Annotated in this window: 15 protein-coding genes; 5 read left to right on the top strand and 10 right to left on the bottom strand. The window is 70.2% G+C overall.

The window, feature by feature from the left end; all coding sequences use genetic code 11:
• Nucleotides 1–13: 13 nt before the first annotated feature.
• Entirely contained in the window at nucleotides 14–1,420 is a 1,407-nt protein-coding gene (gene pabB / locus KNO15_RS02225; protein WP_241701774.1) for an aminodeoxychorismate synthase component I, read from the bottom strand.
• Nucleotides 1,421–1,447: 27 nt separating this feature from the next.
• On the opposite strand from pabB, the gene KNO15_RS02230 reads away from it, so the two are divergent.
• On the top strand, nucleotides 1,448–2,233 hold the full coding sequence (locus tag KNO15_RS02230) for an aminotransferase class IV (protein ID WP_241701776.1): 786 nt from the start codon (nucleotides 1,448–1,450) through the stop codon (nucleotides 2,231–2,233).
• 18 nt (nucleotides 2,234–2,251) lie between these two features.
• On the opposite strand, the gene cydC is transcribed toward KNO15_RS02230, so the two are convergent.
• From cydC to KNO15_RS02250, 4 genes are read right to left on the bottom strand one after another with little or no spacing between them, the layout of a single operon-like run.
• Nucleotides 2,252–3,994, bottom strand: a complete 1,743-nt coding sequence (gene cydC, locus KNO15_RS02235; protein WP_241701778.1) for a thiol reductant ABC exporter subunit CydC — start codon at nucleotides 3,992–3,994, stop codon at nucleotides 2,252–2,254.
• The gene (gene cydD, locus KNO15_RS02240; protein ID WP_241701780.1) at nucleotides 3,981–5,609 is read right to left on the bottom strand and encodes a thiol reductant ABC exporter subunit CydD; all 1,629 of its coding nucleotides are present in this window, start codon (nucleotides 5,607–5,609) and stop codon (nucleotides 3,981–3,983) included. The genes cydC and cydD overlap by 14 nt, the downstream gene beginning before the upstream one ends.
• 1 nt (nucleotide 5,610) lies before the next feature.
• Nucleotides 5,611–6,636 carry a cytochrome d ubiquinol oxidase subunit II gene (gene cydB / locus KNO15_RS02245; RefSeq protein WP_241701781.1) on the bottom strand — a complete coding sequence of 342 codons (1,026 nt, stop codon included), beginning with the start codon at nucleotides 6,634–6,636 and terminating at the stop codon, nucleotides 5,611–5,613.
• A gap of 12 nt (nucleotides 6,637–6,648) precedes the next feature.
• On the bottom strand, nucleotides 6,649–8,061 hold the full coding sequence (locus tag KNO15_RS02250) for a cytochrome ubiquinol oxidase subunit I (protein WP_241701783.1): 1,413 nt from the start codon (nucleotides 8,059–8,061) through the stop codon (nucleotides 6,649–6,651).
• A 96-nt stretch (nucleotides 8,062–8,157) separates the two neighbouring features.
• On the opposite strand from KNO15_RS02250, the gene KNO15_RS02255 reads away from it, so the two are divergent.
• Genes KNO15_RS02255 through KNO15_RS02270 form a run of 4 tightly spaced genes read left to right on the top strand, consistent with a single transcriptional unit; the run spans nucleotide 8,158 to nucleotide 10,783 of the window.
• The gene (locus KNO15_RS02255; protein WP_208039284.1) at nucleotides 8,158–8,523 is read left to right on the top strand and encodes a BlaI/MecI/CopY family transcriptional regulator; all 366 of its coding nucleotides are present in this window, start codon (nucleotides 8,158–8,160) and stop codon (nucleotides 8,521–8,523) included.
• Nucleotides 8,524–8,528: 5 nt separating this feature from the next.
• On the top strand, nucleotides 8,529–9,470 hold the full coding sequence (locus KNO15_RS02260; protein ID WP_241701785.1) for a M56 family metallopeptidase: 942 nt from the start codon (nucleotides 8,529–8,531) through the stop codon (nucleotides 9,468–9,470).
• Between the two features lie 51 nt (nucleotides 9,471–9,521).
• Complete coding sequence (locus KNO15_RS02265) at nucleotides 9,522–10,112, top strand: TetR/AcrR family transcriptional regulator (RefSeq protein WP_241701786.1); 591 nt, start codon at nucleotides 9,522–9,524, stop codon at nucleotides 10,110–10,112.
• A complete protein-coding gene (locus tag KNO15_RS02270) occupies nucleotides 10,109–10,783 on the top strand; it encodes a DedA family protein (protein ID WP_241701788.1) in 675 nt (224 codons plus the stop codon). Before KNO15_RS02265 ends, KNO15_RS02270 begins: the two co-directional genes overlap by 4 nt.
• A gap of 25 nt (nucleotides 10,784–10,808) precedes the next feature.
• Here KNO15_RS02270 and KNO15_RS02275 read toward each other — a convergent pair whose 3' ends face one another.
• The 5 genes from KNO15_RS02275 to KNO15_RS02295 all read right to left on the bottom strand — a co-directional run bounded on the left by KNO15_RS02275 (nucleotide 10,809) and on the right by KNO15_RS02295 (nucleotide 14,994).
• Entirely contained in the window at nucleotides 10,809–11,741 is a 933-nt protein-coding gene (locus KNO15_RS02275; protein WP_241701790.1) for an ABC transporter substrate-binding protein, read from the bottom strand.
• Between the two features lie 71 nt (nucleotides 11,742–11,812).
• Nucleotides 11,813–12,556 (bottom strand): ABC transporter permease, encoded by a 744-nt coding sequence (locus KNO15_RS02280; protein ID WP_241701791.1) that lies wholly within the window; start codon nucleotides 12,554–12,556, stop codon nucleotides 11,813–11,815.
• Entirely contained in the window at nucleotides 12,553–13,242 is a 690-nt protein-coding gene (locus KNO15_RS02285; protein WP_241701792.1) for an ABC transporter permease, read from the bottom strand. The genes KNO15_RS02280 and KNO15_RS02285 overlap by 4 nt, the downstream gene beginning before the upstream one ends.
• Nucleotides 13,239–14,150, bottom strand: a complete 912-nt coding sequence (locus KNO15_RS02290; RefSeq protein ID WP_241701793.1) for an ABC transporter ATP-binding protein — start codon at nucleotides 14,148–14,150, stop codon at nucleotides 13,239–13,241. The genes KNO15_RS02285 and KNO15_RS02290 overlap by 4 nt, the downstream gene beginning before the upstream one ends.
• 184 nt (nucleotides 14,151–14,334) lie before the next feature.
• Nucleotides 14,335–14,994, bottom strand: a complete 660-nt coding sequence (locus KNO15_RS02295) for a TetR/AcrR family transcriptional regulator (RefSeq protein WP_241701795.1) — start codon at nucleotides 14,992–14,994, stop codon at nucleotides 14,335–14,337.
• Nucleotides 14,995–15,123: the final 129 nt, after the last annotated feature.

Consider the following 15,123-nt stretch of genomic DNA (forward strand, 5'->3'; position numbering starts at 1 on the left):
AGCTTCCAGGGTACTAAACGTTCGCGCCGTGTGATCCGTTCCCTGGGAGCGGTCCGGGAGGTCGCAGACCGGCGGCTCGGAGGAGTGCGTCGGCCTTCACGCGCACCTCGTCCAGCTCGTCCTCCGGCACCGACAGCGCGGTGATGCCGCCTCCTGCGCCGATCGTCACCGTGCCGCCGCGGAACCGCAGGCTGCGGATCACCACGGCGAGGTCGGCGGAGCCGTCGGCGGCCAGGACCCCGAAGCATCCGGCGTAGATTCCGCGCGGGCCGCTCTCGAGCCCGTCGAGGATGCGCATCGCCGAGAGCTTCGGCGCGCCCGTCATCGAACCGGCGGGGAACGCGGCGGCCAGCGCGTCCACCGCGGTGAGGCCGGGCAGCAGTCGCCCCTCGACCGTGCTGACCAGCTGATGGACCTGCGCGTAGCTCTCGACCTCGAGCAGGTGACGGACGCCGACGCTCCCGGTGACGCTCACCCGGCCGAGGTCGTTGCGCATGAGGTCGACGATCATGACGTTCTCGGCGCGCTCCTTCTCGCTCGCCTCCAGCTCGGCGCGGAGCCGGAGGTCGTCGGCGAGGGTCGCGCCGCGTGGGCGCGTGCCCTTGATCGGCTTGGTGCGGACGGCGCCGCCGGACGACACGAGGAGGAACTGCTCGGGCGAGGAGCTGACCAGCGTCTCACCGGCGATCCGCAGGAAGCCCGCGTGGTGGGACGGGCTCGCGCGGCGCAGGCGGAGGTGGACCGCGAGCGGGTCGGCGTCGGTGCGCGCGGTCGCGGTGTTGGTCAGGCAGAGCTGGTAGGCGTCGCCGGCCCGGATGGCCTCCTGGCACGCGGCGATCATGCCGAGGTAGGCGGCGTCGTCGTGACGCCAGGCGACCTGCGCCGCCGCCTCCGAGGAGCCGATCGGGTGCGCCTGCTCGTAGGCGTCGGCGGTTCCCGCGGCCGTCTCGAGCGCTGCGGCGGTGGAGGCGAGCCAGTCGCCGTCGTCCGTCGCGTCGACGACGGTCACCGTGCCATCGACATGATCGAACGCGATCAGGCGGTCGATGAACAGGAACGCGGCATCCGCGCCCGCTCCGGCATGGAAGGGCACCCCGAGCGTCGCGGCACCGGCCTCGTAGCCGAGCCAGCCGGTCCAGCCGAGCGGGAAGCCGGAGGTGTCCCCGCCGGTTTCGAGGTGTTCGCGGAGCCGCTCGAGGATCGTGCCCTCGCTCGTGCCGCTGTCGTCCGTGACCGTGCCGGCGGCGACGGAGGCGCTGATGACGCGGGCACCCGTGCCGAGGAAGCTGCGGCCGCTCTCGGCGCCGACCCCGCCATCGAGCCAGACCGCATCGCGATCGCCGTCGCCGAACAGCGTGACGAACGCGTCGGCCGGGTCGACGGCGGTGTCGAGGCGGCGCGTGCGGGGCGGGAGGAGCACCCTCCCAGTCTGCACTAGCCTGATCGGATGGACGCGACGGTCACCCTCTACGACTGGGCGGCCGGCGCGCTCGCGGTGCGCGACGACTGCGAGGTCGTGGAGACCGAGCTGCTGGCCGCGGACTCCTTCCTCGTCGCCTCCGGGCGTGCGCTCGCACTCGGGTTGCACCGGCAGCGATTCGCCGAGTCCGCGGCGGAGCAGGGTTTCGACGACCCCGCGGCGCTCGACGCGTTCTGGGAGGCCGGCGTCGCACTCCTGCCCGACGACGGCCGGTGGTTCCCGCGGTTCGAGCTCGTGCGGGCACGGGACGCCCTCCGCCTCCGCTTCCGTCTGCGGACGGCCCCTCCGCTGGGCACCGACCTGGTGGTGGCGACCGCGGCGAGGGACCCGCGGCAGGTGCCGCACCTCAAAGGGCCGGACATCGACCGGCTCAACGTGCTCCGCCAACGAGCGCAGCGCGACGGCGCTCAGGAGGCCGTGCTGCTCGACGGCGGCCGGGTCAGCGATGGGACGACGACGGCGCTGCTCTGGTGGCGCGGCGAGACGCTTTACGCACCGCCGTTCGAATTCGCACGGGTGGACAGCGTGTCGGCACGGACGGTCCGCGGCGTCGCCGCCGCCCTGGGAGTCCCCGTCGAGGAGGAGGCGGTTCGCCCCTCCGAGCTCGCGGGCGTGACGCTCTGGGCCGTCAATGCGCTGCACGGCATCCGCGATGTCACCGTCTGGGTCGACGGCCCCGCCCTCGGCCACGACCCTGCGCGCACCGCGGCCTGGCGCTCACGATTCGCCGCGCTCGCGCGGCCGCTCCGCTGAGCGTTCCGCCGTGCGGCGCTAGGCGACGAGTGTGCCCGCCTCCAGGCGGAGGCGCCGCGTGATCAGGGCGTCGGGAACCTCGGTGTGCGAGATCAGGAGCACGGTACGGCCGTCGTCCGCGGCCGTGCGGAGGATGTCGCGCACGATGCGTTCAGCGACGGCGGCGTCCACATTCGCGGTCGGCTCGTCCACGACGAGCACCGGATAGTCCGCCAGCAGGGCCCGTGCCAGCGCGATGCGCTGAGACTGCCCTCCGGAGACGAGGGCGCCGCGCTCGCCGACCGGCGTGTCCAGACCGCCGCGCGCGGCCGTCCACTCGCCGAGGCCCACGCGGTCGAGCACGGCCAGCAGCTCCTCGTCGGTCGCGGTGTCGCGCGCGAACAGGAGGTTCTGCCGCAGGTCGGAGTCGAACAGGTAGGGCTGCTGCTCCACCAGCCCGACGACCCGACGCACGTCGTCCTGGCGGACCGATCGCACGTCCACGCCGTCGATCGTGTAGGAGCCCTCCAGATCGAGGAAGCGAGTGAGCACGTGGGCGAGCGCGGTCTTGCCCGCTCCGGTCTGGCCGCTGAGGACCACGCGCTCGCCCGCACGCAGGTCGAGGTCGACCTCGTGGAGCACGGGCGAGGCCGAACCGGGCCAGTGCGCCGACGCGAGCCGCACCCGGAGGCCGGGCACCCCGGTCACCGCGAACTCCCCCGCGTCCGCGGCGTCGACGGGCACCCCGTCGGGAACGGACGCGGGGACGGTGTCGGCGATCCGCTCCGCACTCGCACGCACCCGCCGCCACGCGCCGAACGCCAGCGGCAGCGAGCCGAACACCTCGAACACGGCGAGCGGGAGGAGTGCGACGACCGCGAGCGACGGTCCGTCGAGGCGACCCTCCTGCAGGGCCGGGATGCCGCCGGCGAGCGCGAGCAGCGTCGCGGCACCGGCGAGCACCGACACGGCGCCGGCGGTCACCCCGAGGCCCGCGGCGCGTGAGCGCATCGCCGCGGTCAGCCGAGCGCTCGCGGAACGGACGCGCTCGCCGGCGGCCGTGAGGCCGTCGAAGGCGATGAGCACGTCGAGGTTCGTCACGAGGTCGTTCACCGCGCCGGACACCTCGGCACGGAGGGGCGCGATGCGCTTCTCGGATGCGCCGGCCGCCCACCGGTTCACCAGTGTGCCGACCAGGAAGGCTCCGGCGAGCGTCACGAGTAGGGCGACTCCGGCCTCCGGGAGGAACAGGAACGCCGCGACGACGGCCGCCAGCACCACGATCCCGCCCGACACCACGGGCTGAACCACCCGGAGGGCGAAGTCGGGCAGTTCGTCGACGTCGTCCGCCAGCCGCGCGAGCAGCTGGCCCCCGCGTGCGCTCTCGTCGCGGCGGCCGTCCGCGGCGCGCCGGGCACCGATCCCGTCGGGCCCGAGCGGCACCAACCGCGCGAACAGGTCGGAGCGGATGGCCCCCAGGCGCCCGAACGCCGCGTCGTGGCCGGCCAGGCGCTCCAAGTAGCGGAAGAACGCCCGTCCGAGCGCGAAGGCGCGGACGCCGACGACCGCCATCGAGATGTACATGAGCGCCGGCTGCTCCGCCGCGCGCGTGATCAGCCACGCGGACACCCCGAGCAGTGCCACGGCGCAGGCGCCGCTGAGTGCGCCGAACGCGATCGCCACCCACAGCCGCCGGGCAGGAGGCAGGGCGAGGCGGAGGATGCGCCGCGTCTGCGTGCGCTCCTCCTCCTCCTCCTGCCGCGTGCTTTCAGCGAGCGACATCGGACAACACCTCCGTCGACAGGAGTGCGTCGGCAGCGGCCACGAGGGCCTCCCGGTGACTGACCACGAGTACAGCCACCCCGCTGTCGGCGATCCGGCGGAGCGAGCCCACCAGCTCCTCCTCGGTCGCCGCGTCGAGTGCGGACGTCGGTTCGTCGAGGATCAGCACGGGACACGACCGTGCGCGCAGTCGGTACAAGGCCCGGGCCACCGCCACGCGCTGCGCCTGGCCGCCGGACAGTCCCGCGCCCTGAGCGCCCACCACGAGCGCCGGCGACAGCTCGCCGGCCGCCGCCGCGCGCAGTGCCGCCTCGATGGCGGCGGCGGAGGGCTCCGGATCGCCGAGCGCCACGTTCTCGCCGATGGTCCCCGCGAGCAGCCCGGGTCGCTGACCGGCCCAGGCGATCGCGCCGCGACGGCCGGCCGCATCCTCCCGTCCGCCCGCGGCGATACGGCCGCTGTGCGCCACGAAACCGAGAGCAGCGGCGACCAGGCTCGACTTGCCTGCTCCGCTCGGAGCGCTCAGCACGGCGAGCGTTCCGGGCGCCACCTCGGCGACGAAGCCGGACACGGCGTCCCGCCCCTCGTACCGCACGGTGACATCGCTGAACACCAGTCCGGGCGCGCCCAGGGCCGCGACGGCCGCCTCCGGCAGCACCTCTGCCGCGGCGTCGAGCACCTCGAACGCATCGGCCGCTGCCGCCATGCCCTCCGTGGCAGCGTGATAGGCGGCGCCGACGTTCCGCAGCGGCAGGAACGCCTCGGGCGCGAGCAGGAGGACGAAGAGCCCGACCGAGAGGTCCAGGGAGCCGCCCAGCAGGCGCAGGCCGATCGCGACGGCGATGAGCGCGACCGACAGGCTGGCCGCGAGCTCGAGCACGAACCCGGAGAGGAAGGACATCCGCAAGACCTTCATCGTGCGCGACCGGTACTCCTCGCTCACCCGGCGGATGTGCGCCTCCTGCCGGTGCTGACGCCCGAAGAGCGTGAGCGTCGGCAGCCCGGCGACCACGTCGAGGAAGCCCCTCGACAGCGTCGACAGCGCCGCCCACTGGCGCTTCTGCGCCGCCTGCGTCGCCCAGCCGACCAGGATCATGAACACCGGGATGAGCGGCAGGGTCAGCACCAGGATGATCCCACTGGTCAGGTCCTGCCAGCCGATCACGAGCACCAGCAGCGGCATCGCCACCGCGGTGGCGATCAACTGCGGCAGATAGCGGGCGAAGTAGCCGTCGAGGGCGTCCATCCCGCGACCGGCCACGAGGGTGAGGTCCGCACTGCTGCGCCCGGCGAGCCCCTGCGGGCCGAGCCGGCCGAAGGCGTCCACCAGCTGCGCGCGCAGCTGGCCGACGACGATCGCTCCCCCGCGCGCCGACATGGCCTCCGCGAGCCAGAGCAGCACGCCGCGCGCGACGATCACGATGACGAGGCCCGCGAACAGCGCGCTGAGCTCGGGGAAAGAGGAACCCGCGATCCCGCGCACCACCAGCTGGGTGACGAGCCACGCGAACGCGACGACCGCCGCGGTCTGCGCCAGGGTGACGAGCGCACCCGCCGCCAGCGTCAGCCGGGTGGCCGACGCGTAGCGGAGAAGGCGGGGATCGAGCGGACGCATCTCAGACGGCTGCCGGTTCTGGCTCGGGGTGGTCGTCGGGGATCTGCGCCCGCGTCACGCGCTTGCGGAAGACCCAGTAGGTGAAGCCCTGGTAGAGCAGGATCAGCGGAAGGAAGATCACCGCCACCCAGGTCATGATCGTGAGCGTCGTCTCCGAGCTGGAGGCGTTCGCGATGGTCAGGCTGTTCTCCGGGTTGGGCACGGACGGCATCACGTTCGGGAACAGCGCCGTGAACAGCGCCGCCACGGCGAGGGCGATCGTCGCCGCCATGAAGCCGAACGACCAGCCTTCGGCGCCCCGCAGGTTCAGGACCCACGAGGTGACGAGGGCGACGGCCGCGAGCAGTGCGAGCACCAGGAGCGCGACGGAGAAGTGCGCGATCACGGTCCAGGTCAGGAAGGCCGCGGCGACCACGATGGCGAGCACGCCGGAGCGGGTCGCGAGCCGCCTGGCCCGCTTGCGGATGTCGCCATCCGTCTTAAGCGAGACGAAGACGGCGCCGTGCGTGAAGAACAGCAGCAGCGTCGTCAGGCCGCCCAGCAGAGCGTAGCCGTTCAGGAGGTCGAACAGGGTGCCCGTGTAGTCGTGGTGCGCGTTCAGTGCGACACCCTGGACGATGTTGGCGAACGCGACGCCCCAGAGCAGCGCGGGCACGGCCGAGCCGATCACGATCATCGCGTCGAAGCGACGCTTCCACGTCGACTCCGGCCGCTGGTGCCGGTACTCGAACGACACCCCGCGCAGGATGAGCGCGATGAGGATGAGCAGCAGAGCCAGGTAGAAGCCGCTGAACAGCGTGGCGTACCACTCCGGGAAGGCGGCGAACAGGGCGGCGCCCCCGACGATCAGCCAGGTCTCGTTGAGATCCCAGACCGGGCCGATCGTGTTGATGAGGACGCGCCGGTCGGTCTCGTCCCTGCCGAGGAACGGCAGGGACATGCCGACGCCGAAGTCGAACCCGTCGAGCACGAAGTAGCCGATGAAGAAGAAGCCGATGATGCCGAACCAGAGAACTGCGAGATCCATTGCCGTCTCCTCCTAGTAGACCGTCGCGACCGGGACGTGCTTGCCCTCGTCGTCGAGATGCTCCTCGGCGGGGGCCGGTCCCTTCTGGGCCGCGCGTTTGATGAGCTTGAACTCGACGACCGCGAGGGTGCCGTAGACCGCGGTGAAGGCGAGCAGCGAGATCAGGACTTCGAGTCCGGTGGTCCCCGGCGAGACGCCGTCCTGGGTCTTCATGAGGCTGAACACGATCCAGGGCTGCCTGCCCATCTCGGTGAAGATCCAGCCGACGATCATGGCGCCGAGCGAGAGCGGGAACGCCCAGATCGCCACCTTCCACATCCACGGCCACGGTGGTGTGCGGCCCTTGCGGGTGAGCCAGAGGCCGACGACCGCGACGAGCACGTGCAGGAGGCCGAGACCGATCATCCAGCGGAACGACCAGTAGGTCACCCAGATGATCGGGGTGTAGTCGCCCGGGCCGAAGATGTCCTGGTAGTGGGCGTTGAGATCGTTGATGCCTTCGACCGTGCCGTCGAGGGTGTGCGTCGACAGGAACGAGAGCAGGTAGGGCACACGGATGGAGAACAGCTCGTGCACGCCGTCCGGTGTGCCCAGGGTGAAGATCGAGAACGAGGCGTCCGCTCCCGTCGAGGTCTTGTAGAGCGCCTCGGCCGCCGCCATCTTCATCGGCTGGGTCTGCACCATGGCCAGGCCGAGCTGGTCACCGCTGATCACGCTGCCGATGCCGGCGACGACCATCATCCAGAGACCGAACTTGAGCGCCGGACGCATGGTCTCCAGGTTGCGCGTGCGCGAGAGGTGCCAGGCGGCGACCGCGATGATGAGGCCGGCGGAGACCATGAAGCAGCCGAAGATGGTGTGCGGGAACGCCGCCAGCGCCACCTTGTTCGTGAGCACCGCCCAGAGGTCGGTCAGCTCGGCGCGGCCGCGTGCGGGGTCGAGCTTGTAGCCGACCGGGTTCTGCATGAACGCGTTGGCGGCGAGGATGAAGTACGCCGAGAGGATGGAGCCGACGGCGACGATCCAGATGCAGGCCAGATGGATGCCGCGCGGCAGCTTGTCCCAGCCGAAGATCCAGAGGCCGATGAACGTCGCCTCGAGGAAGAACGCGAGCAACCCCTCCAGCGCCAGGGGCGCGCCGAAGATGTCGCCGACGAAGCGCGAGTAGTTCGACCAGTTCATGCCGAACTGGAACTCCTGGACGATGCCCGTGACGACGCCCATCGCGAAGTTGATCAGGAACAGCTTGCCGAAGAAGTGCGTGAGCTGGAGGTAGTGGACCTTGCCGGTGCGGTACCACGCGGTCTGGAAGATCGCGACGACGGTCACGAGGCCGATGGTCAGCGGGACGAACAGGAAGTGATAGATGGTCGTGAGTCCGAACTGCCAGCGCGCCAGCAGCAGCGGATCGAGGATCTCGTGCACGCAGCCCCACCCTTCCGGTCAAGTTCTACAGTCTGTAGAACGGCTACTTCTACAGAGTGTAGAACATTCACAGCTACTTCGCGCTACCCTGGAGGCGTGGCGAATCTCGGAGAACTCGAACGAGCGGTGATGGACGCCCTCTGGTCGGGCGACTCCCCCATCACCGCAGGCGAACTGCGCGACAAATTAGCGGCCTCCCGCACCGACGGCAAGACCCCGGCGCTCACGACCGTCCTCACGGTGCTCTCCCGCCTCGAGCAGAAGGGCTTCGTCGACCGCGACCGCGACGCCCGCCCGCACGTCTACTTCGCCACCCTCACCCGCGCCGGGCACGTGGCCGACCTGATGCGCGAAGTGCTCGAGACCTCCTCCGACCGCACTGAGGCACTCGCGTACTTCGTGGGATCCGTCGACGAGTCCGAGGCCCAGGTGCTGCGCCGGCTGCTCGACGCTCGCAGCTGACCAGGATGCCCGTCGACTCGACCGCCGTGGTGCTCGGCGTGCTCGCGCTGGCCCTCGCCTGGCCGGTGCCGCTGATCCTCGCGCGCGCGAAGTGGCCGGCCGCCGCACCGGTGCTCGCCCTCGCACTCTGGCAGTCGATCGCGCTCGCCGGAGGCATCTCGATGATCGGCTCGCTGCTGCTCGCGGGCCTGGAACCGTTCGGCGACGATCTGGCGAGCCGCGTCACCGGGGCCGCGGCAGCGCTGTTCACGGGGCCGCTCCCGCCGGATGTGTCGCTGCTGCACACGTTCTTCCTGAGCGCGGCGGTGCTGCTGGCGGCGCACCTGGTGCTGAACCTGGCCCTCACCTCCGTGCGCAGCCGTCGCCAACGGCACCGGCACATGGAGCTCCTGCGCCTGCTGAGCTCGCCGCTGCCCGACGAACCGGCGACCCGCATCATCGACCATCCCGCCCCTGCTGCGTACTGTCTGCCTGGCGCACGCAGCGTCACGGTGCTGTCCGAGGGCATGATCGAGCTCCTCAGCGCCGAGGAGCTGGAGGCCGTCATCTCCCACGAACGCGCCCACCTGCGCCAGAAGCACCACCTGCTCCTCGACGCCTTCCGGTCGTGGAAGCGTGCACTCCCCTGGTTCCCGATCGCCACCCGGGCGCAGGACGCGGTGGCGCTCCTCGTGGAGATGCTCGCCGACGACACCGCGCGGCGCACCTCCGGCGACGCGGTGCTGGCCGATGCCATCCGGATCGTCGACTCGACCGGATCGGCCGGCACGGCGCTCGGCGCCCCGAAGGACCCGCGCACGCCGGAACAGCGGCGCACCGCCCTGCTCGCGCGCGAGGCCCGGCTCACCGACGACCGCAGGACGGTCGGCACGGGGGTCCGCCTGCTCGTCGTCGTCGCGATCGTCCTGCTCGTGGTCGTGCCGCCGGTGCTCGTCCTCACGAGCTGATCGGTGCTCGTCCTCACGAGCTGATCAGGCGCCTCCCACTAGCCTGGAAGCATGCCGGAGAAGCGGGGATACGCCAAGGGGATCGCCAAACGCGAGGAGATCCTCGCGCGCGCTTTGGAGGTGTTCGCCGACAAGGGCTACCGCAAAGCCTCACTGCGCGAGATCGCCGACTCCGTCGGCCTCAGCCAGGCGGGCCTCCTGCACCATTTCTCGTCGAAAGAGGAGCTGTTCGCCGAGGTGCTCCGCAAGCGCGACGAGGTGGACTCGGCCGGCGGTGGGTTCGGTTCCGGCCGGACGGGGGCGTTCGACGGGCTCGTCGGGATCGTACGGCACAACGCCGAGGTCCCTGGTCTTGTCCAGCTCTACGCCACCATCTCCGCCGAGGCGGCCGACCCGGAACACCCCGGCCACGAGTACTTCGTCTCGCGCTACGCGCAGATCGTCGGCGGTCTCGAACACTACCTGCGCGACGAGCAGGAGGCCGGCCGCATCCGCGCCGGCGCCGACCCGCGCACGCTCGCACGCCTGGCGGTCGCGGTCGCCGACGGCATGCAGGTGCAGTGGATGCTCGACCCGAGCGCCGACATGGCCGACGCCATCGAGGCGTATTGGGCGCTGATCCGCTCTGCGCCGGGCACATGAACGACGCTCTCACCTGGATCCTGGACATCGTCCAGTCGGTCGACCCGGTCCTGCGAACCCTGCTGGCGGGAGTCGGGATCATGCTGGAGACCTCGATCCTCATCGGGCTGATCGTCCCCGGCGACACGATCGTGCTGGTCGCCTCGACGGCGGTCGCGAGCCCGGTCGAGTACGCCGCGCTCGTGATCGCGGTGATCCTCGGCGCACTCTGCGGCGAATCGATCGGCTTCGCCCTCGGCCGCTACTTCGGCCCGCGCATCCGGGCCAGCCGGCTCGGTCGGCGACTCGGCCCCCAGAACTTCGACCGGGCGGAGGCCTACCTCGCCAAGCGCGGCGGCATCGCCGTCTTCCTCTCGCGCTTCCTCCCCGTGCTGCACTCGCTCATCCCGCTGACCGTCGGCATGAGCCCGATGCGCTACCGGACGTTCATGGCGTGGACCGCACCCGCCTGCGTGATCTGGGCGTTCGCCTACGTCAGCGTGGGTTCGCTCGCGGCCGGCGGCTACCGCGAGCTGTCGGAGGAGCTCCACTGGGCAGGCTACGTGTTCGTCGCCGTGATCGCGGTGTTCATCGGGGTGGTGTTCGTGGTGAAGAAGGTCCTCCAGAAGCGGGAGGCCGCGCACATGGGTGCGGCGGCCCGGTCGCCCGAGCCGCCGCACGCGGAGCAGTGAGAAGGCCTGCGCCTCCCGCTCGCACCTAGACCTTGATCGGGTGCTCCTGCAGCCACTTCTTCGCCACGGCGTCGGGCTGGGTCTTGCTGGCGCCCTGGTTCTCGGCGTTCATGCTGATGAGGTCGTCCGTGGTCAACTCGGCCGAGACCTTGTTGAGCACCGACTTCACCTTGTCCGAGGCCTTCTTCGTGTTGATCAGCGGCACGATGTTCTGCGCGGCGATCAGGTTCTTCGGGTCCTTCAGCACGACGAAACCGTTGTCCTTGATGGCCGGGGTCGTCGTGTAGATGTCGGCCAGCTGCACATCACCGTTCTTGAGCGCGGTGACGGTGAGCGGGCCGCCCGAGTCGCTGATCGGGGTGAGCGTCGCCGTCACGCCGTAGGTCGACTTCAGGCCGGGGATGCCGTAGGGGCGGGTGGCGAACTCCGGGTTCGCGCCGACCGTGAGCGGCACGGTGACCTTCTTCAGATCTTCGAGGCTCGTCACGCCGTACTTGTCCGAGAACTCCTTGGTGACGTTGTAGGAGTCGGCGTCTTGCGCCTTCGCCTGGTCGAGCACCTCGAAGCCCTTCGGCAGGGCATCGTTGAGTGCGGCGTACACGTCGGCGCTCGAGCTCGCCGTGCTGTTCTTGTCGTAGAACTGAAGCAGGTTGCCCGAGTACTCCGGGACGAGGTCGATCGAGCCGTCCTGGAGCGCCTTCAGGTAGACGTCGCGCTGGCCGATGCTGGGCTTGTAGTTGACCGTGATGCCGTTGGCGGCCAGAGCCTGGCCGTAGACCTGCATCAGGATCTCCGACTCGCCGAACGCGGCGGAGCCGACGGTGACGGTGTCGCCGGACGAGGAACTGCCGCTGGTGCTGAATGCGCCGCCTCCGCCGGACGAGCACGCGCTGAGGGCCAGAAGCGCCCCTGCGGCGAGCACACCGGCCGCGATGCGGCCCTTCGTGGATCCGAACATGTGATTCTCTCTCTTCTGTGTGCGATGGGTCTGTGTGAGCAGGTACGAGCGGGTCGGCAAGGAACGTCAGGTCAGGGAACGGGCTGCCGCCCGGGCACGGTGACGCCGAACGCGCGCCACGGGTCTTTCGCCCGGTCGGCGCGCACCTTCCCGGCCGCGACGCCGCGCGGGACGACGAGCCTCTGCGTCAGCGCGAACAGCCCGTCGACGACGAGCGCCAGAACGACCACGATGATCGATCCGCCGAGCATCTCCGGGTAGTTCTGCACGGGAAGCCCGTCGAACAGGAACCGCCCGAGACCGCCGACGGGCAGGATCGCGGCGACGGTCCACGTCGCGATGACCTGGAGGGCGCCCGAACGCAGGCCGCCGAGCACGAGTGGGAGCGACAGCGGCAGCTCGACCTTGGCGAAGATCTGCCACTCGGTCATGCCGATCGCGCGCGCGGCGTCGATCGTGCTCCGGTTCACCGACTCCAGGCCGGAGTACGCCCCCGCGAGCAGCGGAGGGATGGCCAGGATCGTGAGCGCGATCAGCGGAGGAACGATCGAGATGTTCGCCATGATCAACGCCAGATAGACGACGAGCCCGAGCGTGGGGAGCGCGCGCAGCGCACCGGAGACGCCGACCGCGAGTCCGCGCAGCCGCCCGGTGTGCCCGATCAGGAATCCGATGGGGAGGGCGACGATGCTCGCGATCAGCAGCGTGAGCAGCGTGTAGACGATGTGCTCGCCCGTGCGTGCAGGGATGCCGCTCGGCCCCGCCCAGTTGACGGGGTCGAAGAGCCACTGGAAGGCGGCGAGGAAATCGGTCATGCGCCGGTCACCGCCTTCATCGCCGCAGAGCGCCGCAGCCGCCCCGTGCGTCGGTCGAGACGCGACCACGGGAGGAGCAGCCGTCCGAGCAGCACGAGAGCGAGGTCGAACACCAGGGCGACGACCATGATGAGGATGATGCCGACCGCGACCTCCTCGGGGTAGTAGCGGTTGAGGCCGTCCGTGAAGAGCTGTCCGAGGTTCGGCACCCCGAGGAGCGCGCCGACGCTCACCAGGCTGACCGTCGAGACCGACACCACCCGCAGTCCGGCGAGCACCACCGGGCCGGCCAACGGCAGCTCGACCGACCAGAACCTGCGCCAGCCCGAGAACCCGATCGCGGTCGCGGATTGGGCGACGTCGCCCGGCACCGAGGCGAGGGCGTCTGCCGTGGTGCGCACCATGAGCGCCAGAGCGTAGATGCTGAGCGTGACCACCAAGTTCACCGGATTGAGGATCTTCGTGCCGATCAGGGCCGGCATCGCGACCAGCAGCGGGAGTGACGGGATCGTGTAGAGGATTCCGCCGATGGTCAGCAGCACCGGCCGGCTCACGCGATAGCGGTTGGCCACCCAGCCGATCGGCAGTGACACCAGGAACCCGACGACGATCGGGATGACGCTCAACGCCACGTGCGAGACCGTGAGATTCCAGACCAGGCCGAGGTTCGACCACAGGAAGTTCACTGCGGAAGCCGTGGAGGGGCGCCACCCTGCGTTACGGCGTCCGCACCACCCGCGACGGACACCGTCGCGGCCTTTGAATCTTCGGATGGGGAGAGCTCGGCAGTCAGGACGCCTGCGGTGCGCCCCTCACTGTCGACGAGGACCGACCCGGTCGGGGTCTCCTCGATGTGGAGCGCGCGCTTGCCGCGGTCGGCGCCGACGAACGACGCGACGAAGTCGTCGGCGGGTGACGCGAGGATCTCCGCCGGCGTTCCCTTCTGGGCCACGATTCCGCCCTTGCGGAAGATGACCACCTGATCGCCGAGCCGGAACGCCTCGTCGATGTCGTGCGTGACGAACAGCACCGTCTTGCCGAGATCGCGCTGCAAGCGCAGCAGCTCGTTCTGGAGGTCGTCGCGCACGATCGGGTCGACCGCGCCGAACGGCTCGTCCATCAGCAGGATGTTCGGGTCGACCGCGAGACCGCGGGCCACACCCACACGCTGCTGCTGGCCTCCGGAGAGCTGGCTGGGGTACTTGTCGGCGAGCGAGCGCTCGAGGCCGACCGTGTCCATCAGTTCGAGGGCTCGCTCGTGCGCCGCCTTCTTCTTGACGCCCGTGAGCAGCGGGACGGTCGCGATGTTGTCGACGACCTTGCGGTGCGGCAGCAGGCCGGAATTCTGCATCACGTAGCCGATGCGCCGGCGCAGGTGCACAGGCTTGAGGCTCTGCACGTCTTCGCCGTCGATCGACACCGTGCCGCTCGTCGGGTCGACCATGCGGTTCACCATGCGCAGGATGGTCGTCTTGCCGCTGCCCGACGACCCCACCAGAACGGTGATCTGCCGCGACGGGATGACGAGCGAGAAATCGTCGACCGCCACGGTCCCGTCGGGGAACCGCTTCGTCACCGAGCGGAACTCGATCATCGGTCCTCAATCCTCGGTCGGTACGGCGTCGTGGTCGCAGTGTGCGGGGCCATCGCCCCCAGCCAAACAGCGTTTCGATCAATTCGCAATGAATTGAGTCGGTTTGTGGCAGGAAACCCGGTCACCATGAGACAACCCTGTCGGGTACCACCGACATTCCCGGAGAGGACGAACTCGAAGAGCGTCAGCCCTTCGGGTCGTACCGCCGCTCCAGATACTCGCGCGCCACGATGCGCGCCTCGTCGATGTAACGCGGGTCGCCCATCGGGTCGTCGAGGAACGCCCGGTTGATGAGGCCGTCCATGATCTCGACGACGATCTCGAGGCGGAATGCCAGATCGTCGCCCGCGGGGAGGCCGAACTCCTCCGAGAGGATGGCCGCGAACTGGGAGGCGAACGAGACGGTGCGCTCGGCCTCCTCTTCGCCCGGCAGGCCCGAGCGCTCGGCATCCGTGAACCGGATGATCCGGAATCCCGGCTCGGTGCGGAACATCGCGACGAACGCGTCGATCGCGCACTCCACGGCGTTCCACCAGTGCTCGGGGCCTTCGGTGCGGATGGCCTCCACGACGGAGTGCCGGTAGCGCAGGAGGGCGCGGTCCCTGAGTGCTTGCAGGAGCACGATGCGGTCGGGGAAGTAGCGGTAGACCGTGCCGATGGACGCGCCGGCGCGCTCGGCGACCATCGCGGTGGTCAGCCGGTCGAAGCCGATCTCGTCGACCACCTCCGCTGCGGCGTCGAGCAGGGCGTCGATCCGAGCAGCGCTCCGCTCCTGGATCGGCTCCGTGCGCACGAGCGGCGCTCCGACGGTGTTCTGCGCGGCGACCAGGTCGTTGATGGGCACGAGGGCGGCTCCTTCTTTCTGTGTTCCACGATACGCGTGCGGGTCCCCAGCCCGGCGGCGGGATCTTTCCGCCGCTCACTTCGGATCATATTCGGGGAAACCTCACCTTTGTCGGGAAAAGCCTCAGAC

It is taken from the genome of Leifsonia shinshuensis, from assembly GCF_022606355.1.
In the GTDB taxonomy this organism is placed as follows: domain Bacteria; phylum Actinomycetota; class Actinomycetes; order Actinomycetales; family Microbacteriaceae; genus Leifsonia; species Leifsonia shinshuensis_B.

Excerpts from the sequence above, each read along its gene's own strand:
- KNO15_RS02280 (WP_241701791.1), bottom strand. The coding sequence starts at position 12,556 with ATGACCGATTTCCTCGCCGCCTTCCAGTGGCTCTTCGACCCCGTCAAC.
- KNO15_RS02270 (WP_241701788.1), top strand. The coding sequence starts at position 10,109 with ATGAACGACGCTCTCACCTGGATCCTGGACATCGTCCAGTCGGTCGAC.
- cydB (WP_241701781.1), bottom strand. The coding sequence starts at position 6,636 with ATGGATCTCGCAGTTCTCTGGTTCGGCATCATCGGCTTCTTCTTCATC.
- KNO15_RS02230 (WP_241701776.1), top strand. The coding sequence starts at position 1,448 with ATGGACGCGACGGTCACCCTCTACGACTGGGCGGCCGGCGCGCTCGCG.
- KNO15_RS02290 (WP_241701793.1), bottom strand. The coding sequence starts at position 14,150 with ATGATCGAGTTCCGCTCGGTGACGAAGCGGTTCCCCGACGGGACCGTG.
- KNO15_RS02265 (WP_241701786.1), top strand. The coding sequence starts at position 9,522 with ATGCCGGAGAAGCGGGGATACGCCAAGGGGATCGCCAAACGCGAGGAG.
- KNO15_RS02260 (WP_241701785.1), top strand. The coding sequence starts at position 8,529 with ATGCCCGTCGACTCGACCGCCGTGGTGCTCGGCGTGCTCGCGCTGGCC.
- cydD (WP_241701780.1), bottom strand. The coding sequence starts at position 5,609 with ATGCGTCCGCTCGATCCCCGCCTTCTCCGCTACGCGTCGGCCACCCGG.
- KNO15_RS02275 (WP_241701790.1), bottom strand. The coding sequence starts at position 11,741 with ATGTTCGGATCCACGAAGGGCCGCATCGCGGCCGGTGTGCTCGCCGCA.
- cydC (WP_241701778.1), bottom strand. The coding sequence starts at position 3,994 with ATGTCGCTCGCTGAAAGCACGCGGCAGGAGGAGGAGGAGGAGCGCACG.